Below are 23,539 nucleotides of genomic sequence, written 5' to 3'. Positions count from 1 at the left end.
TTGGTCTGACGCTTGGACAGACAGCGGCTCGACAAATGGCTGTGGCACGCGCGGGTCGTGAAGGCCCGCACCGGCGCGGCTGAGCTCGTCGCATCAGGTCATGTCCGCATCAACGGCACGCGCGAGAAATCGCCGGGCCATGCGGTGAAGGCGGGCGACGTGATCACCGTCGCGCTCGACAACAGCGTCCGCGTGCTGAAGGTCGCGGGCTTCGCCGAGCGGCGCGGCGATGCCAGTTCGGCGCGCGTGCTGTACGAAGATTTGCAGGCCGGCAATTTGCAGCCCGGTAAGGAGTAGTTATCTAGCGCTTGCTATCCCAATTTTAGGGTGGCAGGGGCGTGAGAATACTGGCGTTTTTCAGGGCCGGCTTCCCTTGCGGCCCCGGTATTCCTGCGCTACGCAACCCCAGAAAAATCGATCGTTCCGGAGTTTTGGATGACCTACGTCGTCACTGAAGCCTGCATCAAGTGCAAATATACCGACTGCGTCGAGGTCTGCCCCGTCGATTGCTTCTACGAGGGCGAGAACATGCTGGTCATCCATCCCGACGAATGCATCGATTGCGGCGTGTGCGAGCCGGAATGCCCGGCTGACGCCATCAAGCCGGACACCGAGCCGGGGCTGGAAAAGTGGCTCGAGGTGAACACCGAATATGCCAAGAGCTGGCCGAACATCACCCAGAAGAAGGACGCGCCCGAGGACGCCAAGGAGTGGGAAGGCAAGGAAGGCAAGTTCGAGAGGTATTTTTCTCCGAATCCGGGCAGCGGCGACTGATTCGCTGGCGCTCGCGAACAGCCGGCGGGACTACCCCAATAAGGGTGGCCCGGACCCGCGGCGGCCCCTCCGTTCGGCCGCCGATTTAACCCTAATGACGGACATATGACCTGAGGATGCCCTGTTATGCCCGGAATCGGGCGTAAACCATTGATTTTTGCGGAAAATGTGCTATATCTGCACCATTACAGGCCAAGAACCCCCTGCCATGCGTACCTTGTGGCGTCGAGGTTCCCGCAAACATCGAACAGGGGCGTGGCAGTTTCCGCGCGCAGGCTGTGTCACAGAAAACGCGTAAAAAGAGTGCTTCCAAGACGACGAAGAAAGCCGCTGTCGTTGCTCGCAGCGCAACCAAGGGCCGTGCCAAGGCGCCCGTGAAGGGGGCCAAGAAGGCGGCGGCTGCAAAGTCCTCAAAGAACAAAAGAAGCGTGATGCCAGAAAAGACTGCCAAGACTGCCGCGAAAGCGGCAGCTGCGAAGCCCGCTGCTGCGAAGGTCGCCCCCAAGACTGCTGCTGTTGCGCCGAAGCCGGCCGCCCCGAAGGCTGCCGTCCCCGCCGCTGCTCCGAAGGTTGCCGCCAAGCCGGCCGCTCCGTCCCGCCCGGAAGAGAAGAAGGTCGTGACCCAGCGCCAGGGCTTCAAGGCCAATGAATTCGTCGTCTATCCCGCTCACGGCGTCGGCCAGATCCTGGCGATCGAGGAGCAGGAGATCGCGGGCGCCAAGCTCGAGCTGTTCGTGATCAATTTCATGAAGGACAAGATGACGCTGCGCGTCCCGACGGCGAAGGTCGCCAATGTCGGCATGCGCAAGCTGTCGGAGCCGGCGCTGGTCAAGAAGGCGCTGGAGACGCTGAAGGGCCGCGCCCGCGTCAAGCGCACCATGTGGTCGCGCCGCGCCCAGGAATACGAAGCGAAGATCAATTCGGGCGACATCGTCGCGATCGCCGAGGTGGTCCGCGATCTCTACCGTTCGGAATCGCAGCCCGAGCAGTCCTACTCCGAACGCCAGCTTTATGAAGCGGCGCTCGACCGCCTGTCGCGCGAGATCGCGGTCGTGCAGCACTCGACCGAGACCGAGGCGATCAAGGAGATCGAAGGCCAGCTCGCCAAGAGCCCGCGCCGCGGCGCCAAGGCCGAGTCCGCTGAAGGCGAGGCGGAGGGCGATGCCGACGGTGAGGATCTCGACTCTGATGGCGACGATACCGCCGTCGAAGACGAAGCCGCCTAAACAACGCTGCAGGATTTCAGACGAGAAGCCCGGTCGCACGACCGGGCTTTTTGTTTTGCGCACGATCTCGCTGGGTGCGGAAACGGCGCTGTCTTGCATGCGGCCTTGCATATCGCCCTGCTGCAATCGTCGCTTGGCTGATCGCTCCGACTCATGACCTGCTGCGCCGCGCTGGCGGCGAGTTCGCGGAGCCGGCGAGGGGCGCAGCATGCTTGCAGGACGGTCGCTGGGGCGCGGTTACGACTGGCTGTGGACCGCGTTCACGGTCTCGACGTTCGGCACCTGGATCGCCTTCGACGCGTTCCCGCTGCTCGCGATCCTGGTGCTGCATGCGAGCCCGGAGGCGGTCTCGGCGCTTGCGGCCGTCGGGCTGCTGGCCGGGGCCGCGGTGGCGGTGCCGCTCGGGCCCTGGATCGAATTCCGCCGCAAGCGGCCGGTGATGATCGCGATGGATCTGATCCGCTTCGCGGCGACGATCAGCGTTCCCATCGCGTTCGTGCTGGGACGGTTGACCTTCGTCCAGCTCGTCGTCGTCGCCGTCATCATGGCCGCCGCGGACATCGCGTTCCGTGCGGCGAGCGGCGCCTGCTTGAAGGCGCTGGTCGAGCCGGGCGATCTGGTGATCGCGAACGGGCGGCTCGAAGCCACGACCTGGACCGCGACCGCGATCGGGCCGCCACTCGGGGGTGCAGCGATCGGCGTGCTCGGCCCGGTGGTGACCGTGGTCGCCAACGCGGTCAGCTTTCTGCTCTCGGCGCTGGCCATCCGGCGGATCGGCGGAAGCGAGCCTGCGCCCGCCCAGCGCCAAGCCCAGGGATTTCGCGCGGCCGAACTGATCGAGGGATGGCGGGCGATCCTCGCGCATCCCGTGCTCCGCCTGCTGTTCTTCAACACCGTGCTGGTCAATGGCCTGATCATGGCGACGGCGCCGCTGCTCGCGGTGCTGATGTTGCGCGATCTCGGCTTTGCGCCGTGGCAGTACGGGCTCGCATTCGGGGCGCCCTGTATCGGCGGGCTGATCGGCGCGCGGCTCGCGCCTTCGCTCGCCGCTCGCTTCGGGCAGCACAATGTGTTGCTCGCGGCCGGTACGCTGCGTGCCTGCTGGTCGCTCGGCCTCGCCTTTATGCCGAACGGTGCCGCGGGCATCGCCGTCGTCTTTGCGCTGCAGTTCGGTCTCGTCACCTGCGCCGGTATCTTCAATCCGGTGTTTGCGGCCTATCGTCTGGCCCAGATCGAGATCGAGCGGACCGCGCGCGTGCTCTCGGCCTGGACCATCACCAGCAGCGCAACCATCGCGGTGCTGACCGCGCTCTGGGGCCTGCTGGCGGGCTTCGCCGGTGTCCGGACGGCGATCGCGCTCAGCGGCCTGCTTTTGCTGACCACGCCGTTATTGCTGCCACGTCGCGCTCTGAGAGCGTCTTCGAGCGAAGCGGACACCACTTCACGACAACAGGGCTCTAGTACGAGCGCAGCTTGATGCCCCAACGGCCGTTCTCTGAGGTCACGATCCACAGGTTGCGGTGACGGCTGGCAATCGATCCGTCGGTACGGTCGCGGCTGTATGAATGCAGCAGCGCGTCCATGCCGGCGAGATCGCGGGCATTGAAGCGGTCGGTGAAATTGTCGATGCAGCGGATCGCCGCCGCGATCATGGTCACGTCGTCGAGGCCATCCGCGTGCGGCTGGAACAGGTTGTCGGCATTGCCCATGCTGTCGCTATACACCGGCACCGGAGTGAGCGGCAACGGCGTGCGCACGAGCGGCTCTCCAATCGTAGCCCGGACAAAGTGAAGCCTCTTGATCGCGGTGAGGCGAGGACCGCCGGGTACCGAACGGCTTGAAAGCCACGTAAGCAATCCTGACCAGAATCGTCTTCACGGATGACGACGGCAATCGGAGCGCGCATGATATGCTGGCCGCCCGGCGGCTATTTGATCGACATTGAAGTGACCCATCAATTTGCAGCGAGGAAAAATCCGATGACATCCAATGTTGAGGCAACCAGGAAGGGTTATGAGGCGTTTCAGCGCGGTGACATTCCGGCGCTCATGAGAGATCTGATCGATGACGACTGTACGTGGATAACGCCAGGTCCCCAGGATAAATTGCCTTGGGCCGGGACCTTTAGGGGAAAGCAGCAGATTGCAAACTTCTTCGTCCAGGTCGGCGAGAATCTGGAATTCAGCGAGTTTGCACCGCGCGAGATGATTGAGCAGGGCGACACTGTCGTGGTCTTGGGTACACTCACGGCGCGGGCAAAGAAAACAGGCAAGACCGTCAAGAACGAATGGGCCCATGTTTTCAAGTACCGCGAAGGAAAGGCGGTCCGCTTTCAGGAATACATTGACACTGCGGCGGATGTCGCGGCGATGACGTGACGGAGCAGGAGGCGGCCGGCTGAATCGGGCGCGCATTCGCGTGTTTCGCAGGCGTCATCCGCCTCTTCCTGCTACTTCACCCGTTGCTTCTCAAGCTTGCGCGCTAGCGTCCGGCGGTGCATGCCGAGGCGGCGCGCGGCTTCGGAGATGTTGAAATCGGTCTCCATCAGGGTCTGGTGAATGCGCTCCCATTCCAGCGTCTTGATCGAGGTCGGCCGCGCGCCGACCTCGATGGCGGCGTTGCCTTGCGCTTTAAGGAACGCGGCCTCGATGTCGTCGGTGTTCGACGGCTTGGCCAGATAGTGGCAGGCGCCGAGCTTGATCGCCTCGACCGCGGTCGCGATGCTGGCGAACCCGGTCAGCACGACGATCAACATGTCGGGATCATGCGCATGCAGCGCTTCGACGCAGGCAAGTCCCGATGCGCCGCCGGCGAGCTTCAGATCGACGACGGCATAGCCTGGCGATTGCTGCTCGAGCAGCTCGCGGACCTCGTCGAGCGAGGCCGATACCGCAACGCCGTAGCCGCGGCGCTCGAACGAGCGCTTCAGCGTGCGGGCAAAGCCTGAATCGTCCTCGACGATCAGGAGCTGGCGTTCATCCGTCAAGATGGTCTCCGATCGCAAGCGTCGAGAGCGGCAGCTCGAGCCTGACGGCGGCGCCGATATCCGGCCGGTTGCGCGCCGTCACCACCCCGCCCAGCTTGCGCACGACATTGACGACCAGGAACAGGCCGAGGCCGCTGCCGGAGCTGCCCTTGGTCGACTGATACGGCTTGCCGACATGCGCCAGCATCTCGCGCGAGAAGCCCGGACCGCGATCGGTCACCGACAGCACGAGCTTGTCGGCATTGCGTTCGGCCATCAGCTCGATCCAGTCGCGCGAGACCTCGGCGGCATTGTCGAGCACGTTGAAGATCGCCTGCTTGAGTGCGATGTCGGAGACGATCGCCAGATCGGCGCCGAAGGCGTTGCGGAAATACAGCGTCGCCGACGGCCGCGTCGTCCGCCATTCCTCCACCAGCGCGGTCAGGAACGCCGCGACCGTGGTCGGCGAGGAGCCTTCGCCGCGGGCTTCGCCGGCCGACAGCAGGATGCCGGTCACGATCGACTTGCAGCGCTGCACCGAGATCTCCATCTCGCCGAGGTCCTGCGACAACTCGGGATCGGAGGCGAGCGCCGGCATCCGGCGCCAGTCGCCCAGGATGACCGAGAGCGAGGCGAGCGGCGTGCCGAGCTCATGCGCGGCGCCTGAGGCCAGAAGGCCCATCTGCACGATGTGGTCCTGCTCGGCCGCGTGCTGGCGCAGCGCTGCGAGGCGGAGGTCGCGGTCGCGCAGGTTGCGGTTGATCCGGGTCATGAACACCACGAGCAGCACGGCGTCGAGCACGAGCCCGATGAATGTGCCGGCGATATAGAGATTGAAGGCTTCGGCAAAGCCCAGCGGCAGCTCGAGCGGCCGGTAGTAGCTGGTCAGCCAGGCGAAGTTCATGCAGACCAGCGCCACCAGCGACCAGGTCGAGGGCGCATCGAGCAGCACCGCGCCGAGCGTGACCTGCAGCAGATAGAGCGACGTGAAGGGATTGGTGGCGCCGCCGCTGAGATAGAGCAGGGCGGTCAGCGCCGCAACGTCGAGCGCCAGCGCGACCAGGAGCTCGCGGTTGTTGATGTCGGCGCGGTAGCGCAGCCACAGCAGGCTGACGAGGTTGAGCGCGACGAGACCGAAGATCACGGCGGCCATCGGCAGCAGCGGCAGCGCGACGCCCATCCAGAACTGCACGAAGCCGATGGTGGCGATCTGGCCGATCACGGCGATCCAGCGCAGCTGGACCAGCAGGGCCATGTTCTTGCGATTGGTCGCGAGGTCGGCGGGTGCTGCGAGATCGAACGGCATGCCGGCAGCCGCGTTCACGGCAGATGGCATCACGGCCGTGCTGGTCGCGGCGTTTTCGTCATGCAGATCCGATGTGCGCTCGAGCATCTGGGCCTGTGTCGCGAGACAGATTGCGGGCTGCGCCGATCAGGCGGCGCACGGCGGCGCGCCTTGAGCCCCACCTTGGGTCGAAGGCGCCGGCGCGGCCCCTGCCGCTGATGACGCGCAGGAGCGCGCCGGCCAGCATAAAGGCCAGCGCGAACCATGTCAGCGCGTAAATCAAGTGGTTGTTCGGAAACCGCACGATCGTGAGCCCGCCGACCGGAGTGCCGCCCGGATTGGGCGTCGCATCGGCGTCGATGAAGAAGGGGGCGGTGTGCGGCAATCCGTGCACGGCGGCGATGGCGGCGACGTCGCGGGAATACCAGCGGCCTGCCGCGGGATCGTTGCTCCGCAGGAAGCCGCCCTTCGGCTCTGACATCCGCAGCAGCCCGGTGATGCTGACTGGGCCTTGCGGCTCGCTGTCGCGCCGCGTCGCCGGATCTCGCCTGTCAGGCGGAACGAAGCCACGATTGACCAGCACGCTGGTTCCGTCGGCCATGCGCAACGGGGTCAGCACCCAGAAGCCAGGGCCCTCTGTGGTGACGGCCTGCACCAGCGTCTCGTCGGAGTTGAGGAAGGTGCCGCGCACGGTGACGCGGCGATATTCGTCGCTCGCGGCCGTGACATCAGGCCATGACGAGGGAGGCGGCGGCGCTGTCGGCGCCGCATGCATGCGCTGCTCGACTCGCTCGATCAGCGCCAGCTTCCAGGTCCTGCGTTCGATCTGCCAGATACCGAGCGCGCCGAGCAGCACCACACCCAGCATGCCGAGCGTGAGCAGCGCGAGCGAGGGTCTGGCAGGCCGCATCGTCACGGCATCTGGCTCATGTCGTGGATCGGCATCATGTTGATGTTGAGGTGATGCATGACCCACAGCGATCCGGTCAGCGCGATCACCACCATGATCACGGTGAAGATCATCGCCATCATGGTCCAGCCGTTCTCGGACCGCGTGTTCATGTGCAGGAAGTACACCATGTGCACGACGATCTGGACCGCGGCGAGCACCAGCACGATCAGCGCGGTGACCTGCTTGTCGGCGATGGCGCCGGTCATCACCAGCCAGAACGGCACCGCGGTGAGGACGACGGAGAGGCCGAAGCCGATCAGATAGCTCTTCAGCGAGCCGTGTGCAGCCCCGTGATGGGCCGCGCCGCCATGGTCATCATGGCCGTGACCGCCGGCATTGGCTTCGAGAGTGCGGGCTTCTGTTGTCATCGCAGCATTCCCAGGAGATAGACGAAGGTGAAGACGCCGATCCAGACCACGTCGAGGAAGTGCCAGAACATGGAAAGGCACATCAGCCGGCGCCGGTTGGCTTCGATTAGGCCGAAGCGCGCGGTCTGCACCATCAGCGTCACCAGCCAGACCAGGCCGAAGGTGACGTGCAGGCCGTGGGTGCCGACCAGCGTGAAGAACGACGACAGGAAGGCGCTGCGCTGCGGCGTCGCGCCTTCATGGATCATGTGCGCGAACTCGGTGAGCTCGATGCCGAGGAAGGCGAGGCCGAACAGCCCGGTGATCGCGAGCCAGGCCTGCGTCGCGCCGATCCTCGATTTCTCCATCGTCAGCATGGCAAAGCCATAGGTGATCGAGGAGAGCAGCAGCATCGTGGTGTTGAGCGCGACGAGCTTGAGGTCGAACAGGTCCTTGGGCGCAGGGCCGGCGGCATAGTTGCCGCCGAGCACGCCATAGGTCGCGAACAGCATCGCGAAGATGAGGCAGTCGCTCATCAGGTAGATCCAGAAGCCCAGCATGGTGCTGGCGCCTTCCGGATGCGCGTGCTCGTCGAGGACGTGGAAGACCGGTTCGGAGCCTTGTGTGGAGACGGTAGCAACAGTCATGTCTGGGCTCCTGCGGCGAGAACGCGCGTCCGCGCATCTTCGGTCCGCACCACCTCATCCGCCGGGATGTGGAAGTCGCGGTGATAGTTGAAGGTGTGGCCGATCGCGACCGCGAGCAGCGCAGCGAAGCTGACGGCGGCAAGCCACCAGATGTACCAGATCAGGCCGAATCCCATCACCGTCGCGAGGGCGGCGAGGATGACGCCGGTGCCGGTGTTGGAGGGCATGTGGATCGGCTTGAAGCCGGTCAGCGGCCGCCGGTAGCCGCGGCGCTTCATGTCCCACCAGGCATCGTTGTCGTAGACCACCGGAGTAAAGGCGAAGTTGTAGTCCGGCGGCGGCGAGGAGGTCGCCCATTCCAGCGTGCGCGCGTCCCAGGGATCGCCGGTGGTGTCCTTCAGCTGCTCGCGGCGCAGGATGCTGACCGCGAACTGCACCAGCATCGCGCCGATGCCGAGCAGGATCAGGAAGGCGCCGAAGGCCGCGATGACGAACCAGATCTGCAGGGACGGATCGTCGAACACGCGGAGCCGGCGGGTCACGCCCATCAGGCCGAGCACATAGAGCGGCATGAAGGCGAAGTAGAAACCCGAGACCCAGAACCAGAACGACAGCTTGCCCCAGAACGGATCGAGCCTGAAGCCGAACGCCTTCGGGAACCAGTAGTTGATGCCAGCGAACAGGCCGAACAGCACGCCTCCGATGATCACGTTGTGGAAATGCGCGATCAGGAACAGGCTGTTATGCAGCACGAAATCCGCCGGCGGCACCGCGAGCAGCACGCCGGTCATGCCGCCGATCACGAAGGTCAGCATGAACGCCACCGTCCACATCATCGGCAGCTCGAAGCGGATGCGGCCGCGATACATCGTGAACAGCCAGTTGAACATCTTCGCGCCCGTCGGGATCGAGATGATCATGGTGGTGATGCCGAAGAACGAGTTCACGCTGGCGCCGGAGCCCATCGTGAAGAAATGATGCAGCCAGACCAGGTAGGACAGGATGGTGATGACGACGGTGGCGTAGACCATCGAGGTGTAGCCGAACAACCGCTTGCCGGAGAACGTCGCGGTCACCTCGGAGAAGATGCCGAATGCCGGCAGCACCAGGATGTAGACCTCGGGATGGCCCCAGATCCAGATCAGGTTCACGTACATCATCGGGTTGCCGCCGAAGTCGTTCGTGAAGAAGTTGGTGCCGACGTAGCGGTCGAGCGACAGCAGCGCCAGCACCGCTGTCAGCACCGGGAAGGAGGCGACGATCAGGACGTTGGTGCAGAGCGAGGTCCAGGTGAACACCGGCATCTTCATCATCGTCATGCCCGGCGCGCGCAGCTTGACGATGGTGCAGACCAGGTTGATGCCCGATAGCGTGGTGCCGACGCCGGCGACCTGTAGTCCCCATATGTAATAATCGACGCCGACGTCGGGACTGTAGCCGATGTTCGACAGCGGCGGGTAGGCCAGCCAGCCGGTTCGGGCGAATTCGCCGACGAACAGCGACATCATCACCAGCACGGCGCCGCCGACCGTCATCCAGAAGCTGAAATTGTTGAGGAAGGGGAAGGAGACGTCGCGGGCGCCGATCTGCAGCGGCACCACGTAGTTCATCAGACCGGTGACCAGCGGCATCGCCACGAAGAAGATCATGATCACGCCGTGGGCGGTGAAGACTTGGTCGTAGTGATGGGCCGGGAGATAGCCGTCGGAGCCGTTGAAGGCGATCGCCTGCTGCAGGCGCATCATCAGCGCGTCTGCGAAGCCGCGCAGCAGCATCACGATGCCGAGGATCATGTACATGATGCCGATGCGCTTGTGGTCGACGGTGGTGAACCACTCGCGCCACAGATAGGTCCAGAGCCGGAAGTAGGTAACGATCGCGAACAGCGCGAGGCCGCCGGTCGCCACCACCGCGAAGGTGCCGACCAGGATCGGCTCGTGCAGCGGCAGCGCGTCCAGATTGAGACGGCCGAAGATCATCTTGATGAGATCGGGATTCATGCGGCGCTCCTCAGGAGTCTGATTTCGGGCGCTGGCCGAGCAGCAAGGATGTCGATGACGGATGGGCGGGCGAGAACGGCGGGCGCTTCAGCCCGACGCCACGCAGCGGCGTCAGGTCGAGCGGCGCAAGCACGTCGCGCGACGGCGCGTCCTTGATCTCGTCCATCGAGCAGATGCCGGCGACGAAGGTCGGTGAGGTGCCGAGCGGCGCGCCGCGGCGGGCGTATTTGTCGTAGGTGAGCGGCAGCGTGTTGTTGAGGCCTTCGCGGCCGAGGCCGCCCTTGGCGTCGATCGCCATCATCTCGCTCATGCACATCTTGCCGGGCTCGACGCACATGTTGAGGATCGCCTTGTAGAGATCGCGATCGACCGAGCGATAGAGCCGGACCGGATCGTTCTGGCTCGGGCGCTCGAGCTGCAGATAGTCGGTGCGGCCGAGCATGTTGGAGCTGGCCTTGGCGGTAGCGATCCACTTGTCGAAGTCGGCGCTCGACAGGCTCTTGAACTCGAAGTGCATGCCGGAGAAGCCGGCGCCGCTGTAATTGGCGGAGAAGCCGCGGAAGGTGCCCGCCTTGTTGGCGACCGCGTGCAGCTTGGTCTCCATGCCGGGCATGGCGTAGATCTGGCCGGCGAGGGCGGGGATGTAGAACGAGTTCATCACGGAGGAGGCCGTGATGCGGAAGCGGATCGGGCGGTCGACGGGAGCTGCGAGCTCGTTGACGGCGGCGACGCCGTAGTCCGGGTAGATGAACAACCACTTCCAGTCGAGCGCGACCACCTCGACATTGAGCGGGGCGTCCTTGCTCTCGATCGGCTTGTCGGCGGCGATGCGGCCGAGCGAGCGGTAGGGATCGAGCAGATGGGTGCCCATCCAGGTCAGCGCGCCGAGGCAGATGATGATCAGGAGCGGTGCCGACCAGATCACCAGCTCGAGCTGGGTCGAGTGATCCCACTCCGGCTCGTAGGGGGCCGCGGTGTTGGACTGGCGGTAGCGCCAGGCGAAGAAGATGGTCAGCGCCATCACCGGAAGCACGATGATGAGCATCAGCACGGTGGAGATGACGACGAGGTCGCGCTGCTGGGCGGCGATGTCGCCGGCGGGAGCCAGGACGACGAAATCGCACCCGCCAAGCAGCGCCGCGAACGGCAATAAGGCCAATAATTTCAAGGCGCGCACGGCTCACCCCACTTGAATTTTATGAGTTCCGCCAAGGGGTAGCTGCGATGCAGCAAAGATGACATTGGACAATTTGTCCAATGTTGCACTGCGGGATAGGCGGTCAGAAGGTGAGGTGGACCGCGCGGCAAAGTCTGCCCGTGGCCTCATCTCTAGTCTGAGCGTGATCTGTTCGGAAAACCGGTTTCCACGTTTCCGGATCAGGCTCCAAAGGACGGTTCTCCGGCGATGGCACAGGCCCCAGCAATGGCTCACGGCACCCCGACCGCGTCAGGTCACGGGCAGGCGAAACCCGGCGAAATCGCCATCGGCGTCATCATCGGGCGCACGTCGGAATTCTTCGACTTCTTCGTCTACGCGATCGCCTCGGTGATCGTTTTTCCGAAGCTGGTGTTCCCGTTCGTCAATGAACTGACCGGCACGCTCTATTCATTCGGGATATTCGCGCTGGCCTTTGCCGCGCGGCCGCTCGGCACCGTCATCTTCATGGCGGTCGACCGCCGCCACGGCAAGGGCGCCAAGCTGGTCATCGCGCTGTTCCTGCTCGGCACCGCCACGGTCGCGCTCGCCTTCCTGCCCGGCTACGACACGATCGGCGCCGCGGCGATCTGGCTCCTGGCCGCAGCGCGCGTCCTGCAGGGCATCGCCTGGGGCGGCGCGTGGGACGGCCTCGCCTCGCTGCTCGCGATGAACTCGCCGGCGAACCGCCGCGGCTGGTACGCGATGGTGCCGCAGCTCGGCGCGCCGCTCGGCCTGATCGTGGCGAGCGCGCTGTTCGCGTTCTTCGCCGGCAACCTTTCTGCGGATGATTTCTTCGATTGGGGCTGGCGCTATCCGTTCTTCGTCGCCTTCGCAATCAACGTGGTGGCGTTGTTTGCGCGGCTGCGCATGGTGGCGACCGATGAATATTCCGAGCTGTTCGAAAGCCGCGATCTCGAGCCGGCGCGCGTCGGCGAGACGGTGGCGCAGGAGGGCCGCAACATCCTGCTCGGAGCCTTTGCGCCGCTGGCGAGCTTTGCGCTGTTCCACATGGTCACTGTGTTTCCGCTGTCCTGGGTGTTCCTGTTCACCAAGGAAAGTCCGGTGCGCTTCCTGATCATCGAGATGATCGGCGCCATGGTCGGGGTCGTCGCGATCATCGCCTCCGGCATGATCGCCGACCGCGTCGGGCGCAAGCCGCTGCTGCTGGGGTCCGCGGTCGCGATCGCGGTCTATAGCGGCTTTGCCCCGCAGCTGCTCGACGCCGGTGCATTCGGCGAGACGATCTACATGGTGCTCGGCTTCGTGCTGCTCGGGCTGTCGTTCGGCCAGTCGTCCGGCGCGATCGCCTCGAATTTCGCGCGGACCTATCGCTACACCGCCTCGGCGCTGACCTCGGATTTCGCCTGGCTGTTCGGCGCCGGCTTTGCGCCGCTCGCCGCGCTGCTGCTGGCGACGCATTTCGGCCTGATCTCGGCCGGTGCGTATCTGTTGTCGGGTGCGGTGTGGACGCTGCTCGCGCTTTGGCTGAGCGGCCTGCGCGAAGCCGAAGTCAATTAGTCACGCGGCCCTATCTGCTCCTTCCCCCTGAAAGGGGGAAGGTCGGGATGGGGGTCCAGCCATACGCACCAGCGCGCGTGGAGAGAGCAGATCCCCACCCGCTTTGCTCTCACGAGCAAAGCGACCTCCCCTTTTCAAGGGGAGGTGGACTGGAGCCCTTTCCGCTCCGATTGAATCGGAACGGAGCTCCATATTCTTGTCTTGACGCGTTTTCTTCACGCGAACCGGTGCCCACTTCGCTCGAAAACGCTCTACCGAAACAGCCCGTCGACGCGGAACGAATATCCCAGGCCGACGATGGTGTTTGGCGAGTTGCGGTTGAGCCCGAACGCGACGTGGAGATCGAGCTGCTGGGTCGGCGTGATCCGGTACATGCCGCCGGAATTGATCAGCTGGGTCGGCCGCGCGCCGTCGGGATAGTCGCCGACATATTCGGTGAACACGCTGATCCGCTCGGTCAATTTCTTCTCCATCACGAAGGTCGTTTCCGACATGTGCCGGCCGGTCGGCTCGGCCGGGCGGAAGAATTCCGTGAACATGCCGCTGACGCCCCAGCCGTCATGCAGATCTCATGACCATGGCAGCTGGATGTAGGGCTGCGCGCCGCGCCCGGCGATGGCGGTCGCGCCGGTCGGCAGCGCGACGCCGGCGGTGATCGACAGATCGATCTTTCCCGGCACCGGGCTGATCTGCCATTTCACTCCAGGAGCGACGTCGGAGAAGCCCGAGGCACCCGGCGATCTCACATTGCCGGTATAGCTCGGCAGGTCGATCAGGACCTCGAGGCAAGGCGCGATGCCGAGCCGCCAGCGGCTGTTGCTGCCGTCGATGGTGCGGCCACTGTTGCGGCCGGTGAGGTTGATGCCGTTCTCGCTCTGCAGGCTCCCGACCGGCACGACGATACTCGAATTGGTGACGTCGGGCCGGTCGGTCGCAATTTCGTCGCTCGGCTTGGGACAACCGTCCGCGCGCGCGGCGGTGGCTGCTGCGAGGGTGAACACAGCAAGCACGCACCCGAGTTCGGCAAGTCGAGCGACGGCGCCGAACCGATTGTGAAACACTGGGGATGCTCCAAAAACCCGGCGCCGCTACGGAGGTGGCAGCGTGGATAGTGATCGGCGGGGCGCGCGGATATTCCTCACGGGCCAAAAAAATCCGCTCCGGCCGCTGCAGCGATTGGAGAAACCGCGCGGGCGGGCGAAATTTCGGGGAATAGAATGGCAGCCCGGCGGCTCCTGTTGTGGTGGCAAAACAGGAGACCCCCGGAATGACCATTCGTTCGATCGCAGGCGTGCTCGCGCCGCAGCATGCCAAAATCGCCGCGATGGCGGCTATCGCGATCTTGCTCGCGCTGAACAGCGCCCGTGCGGCGGGCGATCCGGCGCGCGGCGCCACGCTGTACCAGGGCTGCGGCGATTGCCATTCGATCGACAAGAACGATGTCGGCCCGATGCACAAGGGGGTCGTGGGCCGCCTTGCCGGCTCGGTCGCGGGCTACAATTACTCGCCGGCGTTGAAGAACTCGAAGATCGTGTGGACCGAGGCCAATCTCGACAAATGGCTCTCCGGTCCGGACGCGATGGTGCCGGGCACCAAGATGTTCTACGAGGTCCAGGATCCGAAGGACCGCGCCGACATCATCGCCTTCCTCAAGGAGAAGGCGAAGTAGCCGAATAAGACATCAATCCACCACGATCTTGACGCGGTCGCGCGGCTTCACCTGGGCGTGGGCATCGAGGCCGTTGAGCACGCGGAAGCGCTCGGCCGGATGATCGACGCCGGCCATGCGGTGCGACAGCGATTCCACGGTGTCGCCGGGCTGCACGTTGATCACCTTGATCCGCAGCGGGCGCGCGGCCTGGATCTCGTCGAGCGTCAGGCGGCGGAACGAGTTGACGGTCTCGCGCGCGTTGCGCTCGCTCTCGGTGGATTTCTGCTTGGCGGCGAAGATGAAACGGTAGACGTCGCTGCCGAAGCGCAGCGCGTAGACCTTAAACTGCCACTGGTCGCCATGCGCGGTGGCCGATGCCGCCGGAAAGCCGTTGATATTGAGGTCCTCGGTCGAGGACCTCTCGACGCCTTCCATCCAGCCGGAATTCAGATAGTCGCCGAGCGACTGTTCGGCCGGCACCCGCACCACGTCGAAGCGCATCGCCTGGCTGCCGCCCTCGCGCACGCCGATCACCGCCTGCGCGGTGTTGTCGAGCGTGAAATTGTCCGGCGCGGTGAAGGTGAAGCCGAGCTTGGGATGCAGGAAGCGGCGGCCGCGCACAAAACCTTCGCTGGGGTCCTCGCCATAGACGATGTTGTCGATCGCGGCGAGATAGGTCTCGCGGTCGCGCTCGTTGCTCTCCGGCGATGAGTATTGCCGTGCGGTGGTCTGCGCATTGGAGATGCGCTCCGGCGTTGCCGGATGCGACGAGGTGAAGTCCTGCGCGCGCGGATCGAGCGCGGTCTTGCCGATTTTGAGCGCGGCATTGCGCTCCATCGCGGTCAGGAAGCGCGCCGCGCCGTAGGGATCGAAATGCGCGCGCGCGGCGATTCCGACGCCGATGCCATCGGCCTCGAACTCCTGCTGCCGCGAGAAGCTCGCCATCGTCAGCTTGGTCTTGGCGAGCGCCAGCGCCGTGAGATCGGGATCGGTGCTCATGTCGGTGACGACGCGCGTCACCACCGCCGCCTGGCGCGCCTGGTCCTCGCGCATCGCGGCATGCTTGGCCAGCACATGCGCCATCTCGTGGCTCAGCACCGAGGAAAGCTCGGAGGTGTCGCTGGCGAGCGCGATCAGGCCGCGTGTAACGTAGAGTTGGCCGGTCGGCAGCGCGAAGGCGTTCACCGCGCCGGAATTGAGGATCGTCACCTTGTAGGCCTGGTCGGGCCGTTCGGACGCGGCGACCAGCCGGTCGACGGTCTTGCCGATCAGGGCCTCGAGCTTCGGGTCGTCATAGGCGCCGCCATAGGACGACAGGATGCGCTCATGCTCGCGCTCGCTGCTCGGCGTCTGCTGCACCACCCGGTTCGGCTTCACCGGCGCCGTCGCCGCGGTCGGCGGGACCTGCTCGAAGCGGCCGACATTGCCGCAGGCCGACAGCGTCAGGGCCGCGCAGACGAGCGCCAGCGCAGCCGAAAGCCGGCGGCCAGTTCCATCTTCACGCCGTCCAGCGCGCTCAATCACGTCAAAAACCCACAAACTGTCCTGTAATCGGCCAGGCCGTGACCTGTGGGCCCCTAGTTCCCGCCGAGTACTTCAATCTGCCCCACCCGGAGCAACTCGATTCGCGGCCCACGTCGTGCTTCCACCCAGCCTCGCACTCGAATCCTACGATTTTCCAGAGACTTGGGCGCAAGCCCGGCCGCCTCAAACGCAGGGACTATGCGCCTTGAAATAGTCAGAGCAAAGTCCCGTGTCCAGTTTCGGCCAAAATTCAGGTAGGTCGTCGCCCCCGCCTGACGCACGGACAAAACCCTGCCCTCGACGACGGTAAAGCGCCCGATCCCGGCCAAAATATCGTCCGGACTTTCAGCGTTTTTTATGACCGTGGCCTCGGCCCAGGTTCCCGATCGGGCGGCCCGCGCCTCGGCCTCCGCCGCCATCAGCGTACTGACACAGTCCCTGTCGGCGATCTCGGACGACACCAGCGCGAGGCCCTGGCGCAGCAGCTCGCTTTGCACGGGGAGCTCGCTGCCTTCGAGGAATGCGTAGGCCGGCTGCCGGCCGTAGCGGTCCGGCGTGTCGTCCTGTCCGCGCAGCGTCACCTCGCGGCCGACCAGCAGCGCCGACAGTACTGTGGTGGCCTTCGCCCGGTCCGCCACCTCGATGCCGGCGAGCCTGACCTCGCGGCCGTCGTCGAGCCGAAGACTGCGCGCATCGACCACAGCGGCGACACGACCTTCGCCCTGAATCTCGAAATTGCATCCGGTCGCGTGGCTTGCGCCGCAGCCGAATATCGTTGAGGACGCGAGCAAGATACGAGCAGCGGCCGGCACAATCCGTATCAACAAGTTCTGCATCGCGCGATCTTCGCACATCCTGGCCATTCCGTTGAGCGGAAAACACGCGGTCGTTCTGCGGCTTGCTGCAGTGCGGGCCATGCGGCATGATCCGGCCCTCGAAACGGACCTGATGGAATGAGGTTCGTGTTTCAAGGGGAGGATTGAATGAGACGGGTCTTGGCCGGCGTGTTGGCCTGTGTGTTTGCGATCTCGGCGAATGCGTCGCTGGCGCAGGACAAGCCTCCGCTGAAGCTCGGCGGCATCCTCGATATGTCGAGCCTCTATGCCGACATCACCGGTTCGGGCAGCGAGACCGCCGCCAAGATGGCGGTGGAGGATTTTGGCGGCACGGTGCTCGGCCGCAAGGTCGAGATCGTGGTCGGCGACCATCTCAACAAGGCCGACCTTGCCGCCAACATCGCCCGCGACATGATCGACAACCAGGGCGTCGAGATGATCTTCGACGTCGCGGCCTCCGCGACGGCGCTCGCCGCCGGCGAGATCGCCAAGGCGCGCGGCAAGATCATCATGTTCAACGGCCCGGGCTCGATCCGCCTCTCCAACGAGGCCTGCGGCCCCTATACCGTGCACTACGTGTTCGACACCTTCGCGCAGGCCAATGTGACCGGCCTTGCCGCGGTGAAATCCGGCCTCGACACCTGGTTCTTCCTGACCGCGGACTATGCGTTCGGCCAGGACCTCGAAAAGGACACCAGCAATGTCGTGGTTAAGTCGGGCGGCAAGGTGCTCGGCAGCGTGCGGCACCCGATCAATACCTCGGACTTCTCTTCCTTCCTGCTGCAGGCGCAGGCCTCGAAGGCCAAGGTGATCGGGCTCGCCAATGCCGGCGGCGACACTATCAACGCGATCAAGCAGGGCGCCGAGTTCGGCATCACCAAGGGCGGCCAGAAGATCTCGCCGCTGCTCGCTTTCGTGACCGATATCGACAGCGTCGGGCTCGAGACCGCGCAGGGGCTGTTGCTCGCTGAGGCGTTCTACTGGGACCTCAATGACGACACCCGCGCGTTCTCAAAACGCTTCATGGAGCGCACCAAGCGGGTGCCGACCTCGGCGCAGGCCGGCGTCTACTCCTCGGTGATGCATTATCTGCAGGCGGTGAAGGCCGCCGGCACCACGGACGCCGCCGCCGTCATGAAGGTGATGAAGGAGACCCCGATCAACGACATGTTCGCCAAGAACGGCCGGATTCGCGAAGACGGCCGCATGGTGCACGACATGTATCTGTTCGAGGTCAAGAAGCCTTCGGAGTCGAAAGGCCGCTGGGACGACTACAAGCTGCTCGCGACCGTACCGGGCGACCAGGCATTCCAGCCGCTGTCGGAGTCGCGCTGCCCGCTGGTGAAGAAATAGGACAACGGGTGTTCCGTCATTGCGAGCGAAGCGAAGCAATCCATCTCGCCAAACAGGAAGCCTGGATTGCTTCGTCGCTTCGCCCCTCGCAAGGACGACGCAAAGGTCTAACCAACAACAACGAAGGGCAAAATGCCATGAGCGATAATCAGATGGTTCTCCAATCCCTCGACAAGGGCCTGCTCACCATCACCATGAACCGCCCGGATCGGCGCAATGCGCTCAATCCCGACATGACGCGCGGCCTCGTCGAGGCGGCGCGGCGTGCGCAGGACGATGCCGAGGTGCGGGCGGTGCTGATCCGCGGCGCCGGGGGCACCTTCTGCGTCGGCGGCGACGTCAAGTCGATGGCCGAAGGCCGCGCGCCGCTGCCGTTCGAGGCCAAGATGGCCAATTTGCGCCGCGGCATGGAGGTCTCGCGCATCCTGCACACGATGCCGAAGCCTGTCGTGGCACAGCTCGACGGCGCGGCGGCCGGCGCCGGCCTCTCGATCGCGCTCTCCTGCGATCTGCGCGTCGCCAGCGCCTCCTGCAAGATCACCACCGCCTTTGCCAAGGTCGGCTTCTCCGGCGACTACGGCGGAACGTACTTCCTGACCAAGATGCTCGGCAGCGCGAAAGCGCACGAGCTCTACATGATGTCGCCGGTGCTGTCGGCGCAGGAAGCCTACAACCTCGGCATGGTCTCCAAGGTGGTGCCCGACGCCGATGTCGAGGCCGAGACGCTGGAGCTGGCGCGATCGCTGGCGCAGGGCCCGTCAGTCGCGCTTGGCTACATCAAGCGCAACATCAACAATGCCGAGACCATGACGCTGGAGGCCTGCTTCGACGGCGAGGCGATCCACCACACCCGTGCCGGCGAGACCACCGACCACAAGGAAGCGGCCAAGGCCTTCGTCGAGAAGCGCAAGCCCACCTTCCAGGGGCAATAAGCCGTGACCAATTCCATGGCCGAGTACATGCGGCTGCGGCAGATCTGCCTGGTGGCGCCGCAGCTTGCGCCGGTGATCGCGGACATTTCCGCGATCATGGGCCTCGATGTCTGTTACCGCGACGGCAACGTCGCCAAATACGGCCTCGAGAACGCGCTGCTGCCGGTCGATACCATCCTGCTCGAGGTGGTGGCGCCGTTCCAGCCGGGTCCGGGCACCGCGGCCGGCCGCTTCATCGAGAAGACCGGCGGCCGCGGCGGCTACATGGCGATCTTCGCTTGCGAGGATCCCGACGCGCGCGGCGCCAAGGCCAATGCGATCGGCGTGCGCACCGCCAACGTGATCACGCACGCGCCGTATCACGGCGTGCAACTGCACCCGCGCGACTGCCGCGCCGCCTTCATCGAGTTCAATCACACCGACGGCAGCGACGACATTCTCGGGCCATACCCGCCGGCCGGCCCGGACTGGCAGAAGTCGATCCGCAAGGATACGACCCTGGCGCTCACCGAGGTCGAGATGCAGGGTCCAGAGCCCGAAGGGTTGGCGGCGCATTGGGGCCGTATCATCGGCGTTCCCTCCGACGGCACCGTGGTGAAGCTGCCGAACAGTAGCTTCCACTTCGTCAAGGGCGATAGCGAGATCATGAGCGGCTTGACCTTCAAGGTCGTCGACAAGGCCAAGGTGCTGGCTGCCGCAAAGGCCCGGGATTGTGCCGTGCAGGGCGATGAGTTCCTGCTCTGCGGCGTGACATTCAAGCTGGTGGCGTAGCCATCCCTCCTAACCCGTCACCCTGAGGAGCGCGAAGCGCGTCTCGAAGGATGCGCGGCAACAGACCGGGCCGTCCATCCTTCGAGACGCCGCTTCGCGGCTCCTCAGGATGACGGGATGAGCGATTGAGCTCACCCCAACGATCAAATATCGTCGAGCGCAACAAGAACAACGGAACGCCCTCATGCCGCATCCGCTCGATTCCTTCTTCGCCCCAAAGAGCATCGCGCTGATCGGCGCCTCGCGCGATCATGAGAAGATTCCCGGGCGGCTGCTCGCGATGCTGCGCAAGAACGGCTATCCCGGCGCGCTCTATCCGATCAATCCGAACTATGACGAGATCGACGGGCTGAAATGCTTCAAGTCGATCGCCGAGATCGGCGCGCCGATCGATCTCGCCATCATCGTCATTCCGGCGCGCGCTGTGCTGCCGGCGCTGGAGCAGTGCGCGGCCGCCGGCGTCAGGAACGCTGTCATCATCTCGTCCGGCTTTGCCGAGGAGGGCGGCGATAGCGCAGACATGCAGCACGCGATCGTGGCGCTGGCGAAGCGGACCGGGATGCGGATCAGTGGCCCGAACGCCGAAGGGTTTTACAGTCAGGTGCAGAAGGTCGCCGCGACCTTCAGCCCGACCGTCGACGTCAAGCCGGATGCGCCAGCGCTGGTCGCCAGCAAGCGGCGGATCGGCATCGTCGCGCAGAGCGGCGGCATCGGCTTTGCGATCTATCATCGCGCCAAGGCGCTCGGTGTCGCGCTCAGCTATGTCGTGAGCGCCGGCAATGAGAGCGATCTCGGCGCCGGCGAGTTCCTCGACTACATGGTGCAGGATCCTTCGACCGATGTGATCCTGCTGTTCATCGAGGGCATCCGCGACGTCGACAAGTTCCTGCTTGCAGCGAAGCGCGCGGCAGAGCTGAGGAAGCCTGTCATCGTCACCAAAGTGGGCCGCTCCGGTGCCGGCGAGCGCGCCGCGGCCTCGCACACCGCGAGCATGGCGGGTTGGTCGGCGGCCTATGACGCGGTGTTCGCAAAGTACGGCTTCATCGTCTCCAACGACCTCGACGAGGCCGTGACCATTGCTGCCGTATTCACCACCAATCCGTTGCCGAAGGGCGATCGCGTCGCGGTGCTGACGGTGTCCGGCGGCGCCGGCATCTGGGGCGCCGATACCGTATCGATGCAGGGCCTGCGTGTGCCGGAGCTGTCGGCTACGATCCAGAGCCAGATCAAGCAATGGATGCCGTCCTATGGCGCGGCAGGCAATCCGGTCGACGTCACAGCGCAGGGTGTCTCTTCCGGCGGCCTGCAGAAGAGCATCGAGCTGTTCGACGCATCTGATGAAGTGGATGCGACGCTGGTCGTGTTGTCGCTGTCGAGCGAGATCCGGATGCCGTTCAAGGAAGCCGAACTGAAGCCGGTGATCTCAAGGCAGAACAAGCCGGTGGTGTTCTATTCCTACACGCTGCCGTCGCACTTCGCGCGGCAGGAGTTGGCCAAGTCGGGCGTGGTGGTGCTGTCGGGGCTGACCCATGTCGGCGTCGCGATGCGGCGGCTGGCGGACTATGCAGCGTTCAGGCCCGCACCGGAGGTCGCGGCATCTGACTCGCAGATGCGCGATCTCTCTGCGCATCTCACGGCGAAGACGTTGTCCGAACATGACAGCAAGTCGCTGCTGCGCGCGGCCGGCATCACGTTGCCCGATGAAATTCTGGTGACCGATCGCGACGGGCTCGACGCGGCGATCGAGCGGGCTGGATTCCCGCTGGTCATGAAGATCCAGTCGCCCACGATCGCGCACAAGAGCGAGGTCGGCGGCGTCCGCGTCAACATCGTGGCCAAGGGCGCGGCGTTCACCGCCTATCGCGACATGCTGGAGAGCGTGCAGCAGGCGCGGCCGGAGGCTGCGATCCAGGGCGTGCTGGTCGGGCCGATGGCCAGGAAGGGCGTCGAGATCATCGTCGGCACCATGACGGATGCGACCTTTGGCCCGATGGTGATGGTGGGACTCGGCGGCATCACGACCGAGCTGTTCAAGGACGTCGTCTATCGTCCGGCGCCGGTGAGCCCGGCGGAAGCGACCACGATGCTGGAAACCCTGAAGGCCGCGCCGCTGCTGCACGGCTTCCGCGGCGCGCCGAAGGCCGATGTCGCGGCGCTCGCGCAGTTGATCTCGCAGATCTCAGTGCTGGCGGCGCAGCACCGCAGCGAGATCGCCGAGATCGAGGTCAATCCGGTGCTGGTGCATCCGGAAGGACAGGGCGTGACGATCGTCGATGCGCTGGTGGTGCCGAGGGGATAGCGAGCCATCTCCCCAACGTCGTCCCGGGCTTGACCCGGGACCCATACGCCGCGGCCCGCGGAAAGGGCACAAGGGGAGACGGCCTGTCTCGCCACTCGCATCGGTGGTTGATGGTGTGGACGGCCCCCTACGGCATCAGTGTGCCAGAATGAGGTTGTTGCAAATCTCAGACATGGGAGCCGTCCGTGAACCAGATTATCCGCATTGGGATGGATACGTCGAAGCATATTTTTGTGCTGCATGGGGTTGATGCGTCCGAGCAGCCGGTCTTACGCAAGAAGCTTTCGCGCAAACTCGTGCTGGAGTTCTTCGCCAAATTGCCGCCGACGGTGATCGGGATGGAGGCCTGCGGGGCGTCGCAATATTGGGCGCGAGAGCTTTCCAGGCTGGGCCATGAGGTGAAGCTGATGGCACCGCAATTGGTGAAGCCCTACGTGATGCGGAACAAGAATGACGGGCGAGACGCAGAAGGCCTGTGTGAGGCGATGAGCCGGCCGAGCATGCGCTTTGTGCCGGTGAAAAGCGCCGAGCAGCAGGCTGCGCTGATGCTGATGGGGGTCCGCGACGGACTGATCGCCCGGCGCACCCAATTGACCAACACGATCCGCGGCCATGCGGCGGAGTATGGCCTGATCGCGCCCAAGGGGCTGGAGGCGATCGAACCGCTGCTGGCGCGGATCGCGCAGGACGAGACGCTTCCCGCTCTGGCGCGCGAGCTGTTTGCCATGCTGGGCCGGGAGTGCGTCAGGCTCGAGGACGAGTTGGAGGCGGTTGAGGCCAAGCTGATGGCCTGGCACCGCGGCGATGCCACGGGCCGGCGCCTGGCGCAGATTCCGTCGATCGGTCCGATCATTGCAACGATGCTGGTGATGAAGACACCTGATCCGGCCGCGTTCCGCTCAGGTCGTCACTTTGCGGCTTGGCTCGGCCTCACGCCCAAGGACCACTCCACCGCAGGCAAGACCAGGCTTGGCAAGATCACGCGGGCGGGCGATGAGGACCTGCGCCGTCTGCTGGTCGTCGGGGCCACGGCGGTGATCCAGCAGGCCAGGCGCGGACGCGGTCATCACTCGCGCTGGCTACTGGCGCTGATCAAGCGCAAGCCGCCGAAGCTTGCGGCCGTAGCGCTTGCCAACAAGGTGGCGCGCATCGCCTGGAAGCTGATGGTGACGGGTGAGAGTTATGACGCCGCACGGCTGAATGCCGCTACGACGGGTACCGCTTAACAGATTGGCCGGCCGGCGGGCTCGCTCGCCGACCG

General features: G+C 64.9%; 24 protein-coding genes. 12 read left to right on the top strand and 12 right to left on the bottom strand.

What is annotated here, in order from left to right; genetic code table 11:
* Positions 1-12 precede the first annotated feature (12 nt).
* The 4 genes from ACVW1C_RS17530 (at position 13) to ACVW1C_RS17515 (ending at position 3,477) form a co-directional block, all read left to right on the top strand.
* Complete coding sequence (locus ACVW1C_RS17530; protein WP_456759494.1) at positions 13-297, top strand: RNA-binding S4 domain-containing protein; 285 nt, start codon at positions 13-15, stop codon at positions 295-297.
* Between the two features lie 138 nt (positions 298-435).
* Positions 436-774 (top strand): ferredoxin FdxA, encoded by a 339-nt coding sequence (gene fdxA / locus ACVW1C_RS17525; RefSeq protein WP_456759493.1) that lies wholly within the window; start codon positions 436-438, stop codon positions 772-774.
* Between the two features lie 431 nt (positions 775-1,205).
* Positions 1,206-2,000, top strand: coding sequence for a CarD family transcriptional regulator (locus ACVW1C_RS17520; protein ID WP_212311903.1), 795 nt, complete (start codon positions 1,206-1,208; stop codon positions 1,998-2,000).
* A 208-nt stretch (positions 2,001-2,208) separates the two neighbouring features.
* Positions 2,209-3,477, top strand: a complete 1,269-nt coding sequence (locus ACVW1C_RS17515) for an MFS transporter (protein ID WP_456759492.1) — start codon at positions 2,209-2,211, stop codon at positions 3,475-3,477.
* Here ACVW1C_RS17515 and ACVW1C_RS17510 read toward each other — a convergent pair.
* Positions 3,458-3,757 (bottom strand): hypothetical protein, encoded by a 300-nt coding sequence (locus ACVW1C_RS17510; RefSeq protein WP_456759491.1) that lies wholly within the window; start codon positions 3,755-3,757, stop codon positions 3,458-3,460. The two genes, ACVW1C_RS17515 and ACVW1C_RS17510, sit on opposite strands and share 20 nt — an antisense overlap.
* A gap of 123 nt (positions 3,758-3,880) precedes the next feature.
* Between ACVW1C_RS17510 and ACVW1C_RS17505 the strand changes: the two genes are divergently transcribed.
* Positions 3,881-4,378, top strand: a complete 498-nt coding sequence (locus ACVW1C_RS17505; RefSeq protein WP_456759490.1) for a nuclear transport factor 2 family protein — start codon at positions 3,881-3,883, stop codon at positions 4,376-4,378.
* A 71-nt stretch (positions 4,379-4,449) separates the two neighbouring features.
* On the opposite strand, the gene ACVW1C_RS17500 is transcribed toward ACVW1C_RS17505, so the two are convergent.
* The 7 genes from ACVW1C_RS17500 to cyoA are packed head-to-tail and all read right to left on the bottom strand — an operon-like array spanning position 4,450 to position 11,373.
* Entirely contained in the window at positions 4,450-4,986 is a 537-nt protein-coding gene (locus ACVW1C_RS17500) for a response regulator transcription factor (RefSeq protein ID WP_176528563.1), read from the bottom strand.
* Positions 4,976-6,301, bottom strand: coding sequence for an ATP-binding protein (locus ACVW1C_RS17495; protein WP_456763110.1), 1,326 nt, complete (start codon positions 6,299-6,301; stop codon positions 4,976-4,978). The genes ACVW1C_RS17500 and ACVW1C_RS17495 overlap by 11 nt, the downstream gene beginning before the upstream one ends.
* A gap of 28 nt (positions 6,302-6,329) precedes the next feature.
* Complete coding sequence (locus tag ACVW1C_RS17490) at positions 6,330-7,160, bottom strand: SURF1 family protein (protein ID WP_456759489.1); 831 nt, start codon at positions 7,158-7,160, stop codon at positions 6,330-6,332.
* 2 nt (positions 7,161-7,162) lie between these two features.
* Entirely contained in the window at positions 7,163-7,570 is a 408-nt protein-coding gene (gene cyoD, locus ACVW1C_RS17485; protein ID WP_173640166.1) for a cytochrome o ubiquinol oxidase subunit IV, read from the bottom strand.
* Complete coding sequence (gene cyoC, locus ACVW1C_RS17480; RefSeq protein WP_456759488.1) at positions 7,567-8,196, bottom strand: cytochrome o ubiquinol oxidase subunit III; 630 nt, start codon at positions 8,194-8,196, stop codon at positions 7,567-7,569. The genes cyoD and cyoC overlap by 4 nt, the downstream gene beginning before the upstream one ends.
* Entirely contained in the window at positions 8,193-10,196 is a 2,004-nt protein-coding gene (gene cyoB, locus ACVW1C_RS17475) for a cytochrome o ubiquinol oxidase subunit I (RefSeq protein WP_456759487.1), read from the bottom strand. The genes cyoC and cyoB overlap by 4 nt, the downstream gene beginning before the upstream one ends.
* Positions 10,197-10,206: 10 nt before the next feature.
* Positions 10,207-11,373: a ubiquinol oxidase subunit II gene (gene cyoA, locus ACVW1C_RS17470; protein WP_456759486.1), complete on the bottom strand. Its 1,167-nt coding sequence runs from the start codon at positions 11,371-11,373 to the stop codon at positions 10,207-10,209.
* Positions 11,374-11,619: 246 nt separating this feature from the next.
* Between cyoA and ACVW1C_RS17465 the strand changes: the two genes are divergently transcribed.
* On the top strand, positions 11,620-12,912 hold the full coding sequence (locus ACVW1C_RS17465; protein WP_456759485.1) for an MFS transporter: 1,293 nt from the start codon (positions 11,620-11,622) through the stop codon (positions 12,910-12,912).
* Between the two features lie 251 nt (positions 12,913-13,163).
* Here the strand turns inward: ACVW1C_RS17465 and ACVW1C_RS17460 are convergent, their stop codons facing one another.
* Positions 13,164-13,451 carry a transporter gene (locus ACVW1C_RS17460; RefSeq protein WP_456759484.1) on the bottom strand — a complete coding sequence of 96 codons (288 nt, stop codon included), beginning with the start codon at positions 13,449-13,451 and terminating at the stop codon, positions 13,164-13,166.
* Between the two features lie 30 nt (positions 13,452-13,481).
* Entirely contained in the window at positions 13,482-13,973 is a 492-nt protein-coding gene (locus ACVW1C_RS17455; RefSeq protein WP_456759483.1) for a transporter, read from the bottom strand.
* A 206-nt stretch (positions 13,974-14,179) separates the two neighbouring features.
* Here ACVW1C_RS17455 and ACVW1C_RS17450 point away from each other — a divergent pair, with 206 nt between their 5' ends.
* Entirely contained in the window at positions 14,180-14,581 is a 402-nt protein-coding gene (locus ACVW1C_RS17450; protein ID WP_456759482.1) for a c-type cytochrome, read from the top strand.
* Positions 14,582-14,593: 12 nt separating this feature from the next.
* On the opposite strand, the gene ACVW1C_RS17445 is transcribed toward ACVW1C_RS17450, so the two are convergent.
* Positions 14,594-16,087 (bottom strand): M48 family metalloprotease, encoded by a 1,494-nt coding sequence (locus tag ACVW1C_RS17445; RefSeq protein WP_456759481.1) that lies wholly within the window; start codon positions 16,085-16,087, stop codon positions 14,594-14,596.
* Positions 16,088-16,140: 53 nt separating this feature from the next.
* A complete protein-coding gene (locus ACVW1C_RS17440; RefSeq protein ID WP_456763109.1) occupies positions 16,141-16,923 on the bottom strand; it encodes a thermonuclease family protein in 783 nt (260 codons plus the stop codon).
* Between the two features lie 147 nt (positions 16,924-17,070).
* Between ACVW1C_RS17440 and ACVW1C_RS17435 the strand changes: the two genes are divergently transcribed.
* The 5 genes from ACVW1C_RS17435 to ACVW1C_RS17415 all read left to right on the top strand — a co-directional run bounded on the left by ACVW1C_RS17435 (position 17,071) and on the right by ACVW1C_RS17415 (position 23,504).
* Positions 17,071-18,276 carry an ABC transporter substrate-binding protein gene (locus ACVW1C_RS17435; RefSeq protein ID WP_456759480.1) on the top strand — a complete coding sequence of 402 codons (1,206 nt, stop codon included), beginning with the start codon at positions 17,071-17,073 and terminating at the stop codon, positions 18,274-18,276.
* 137 nt (positions 18,277-18,413) lie between these two features.
* Entirely contained in the window at positions 18,414-19,208 is a 795-nt protein-coding gene (locus tag ACVW1C_RS17430; protein ID WP_456759479.1) for an enoyl-CoA hydratase, read from the top strand.
* Between the two features lie 15 nt (positions 19,209-19,223).
* Entirely contained in the window at positions 19,224-19,979 is a 756-nt protein-coding gene (locus tag ACVW1C_RS17425) for a hypothetical protein (protein WP_456763108.1), read from the top strand.
* Positions 19,980-20,163: 184 nt separating this feature from the next.
* The gene (locus tag ACVW1C_RS17420) at positions 20,164-22,278 is read left to right on the top strand and encodes an acetate--CoA ligase family protein (RefSeq protein ID WP_456759478.1); all 2,115 of its coding nucleotides are present in this window, start codon (positions 20,164-20,166) and stop codon (positions 22,276-22,278) included.
* 185 nt (positions 22,279-22,463) lie between these two features.
* Complete coding sequence (locus tag ACVW1C_RS17415; protein WP_456759367.1) at positions 22,464-23,504, top strand: IS110 family RNA-guided transposase; 1,041 nt, start codon at positions 22,464-22,466, stop codon at positions 23,502-23,504.
* Positions 23,505-23,539: the final 35 nt, after the last annotated feature.

Source organism: Bradyrhizobium sp. USDA 4011 (assembly GCF_054063415.1).
The sequence above is the reverse complement of the archived record's forward strand: the minus strand, read 5'-3'. Positions and strand labels throughout refer to the sequence as shown.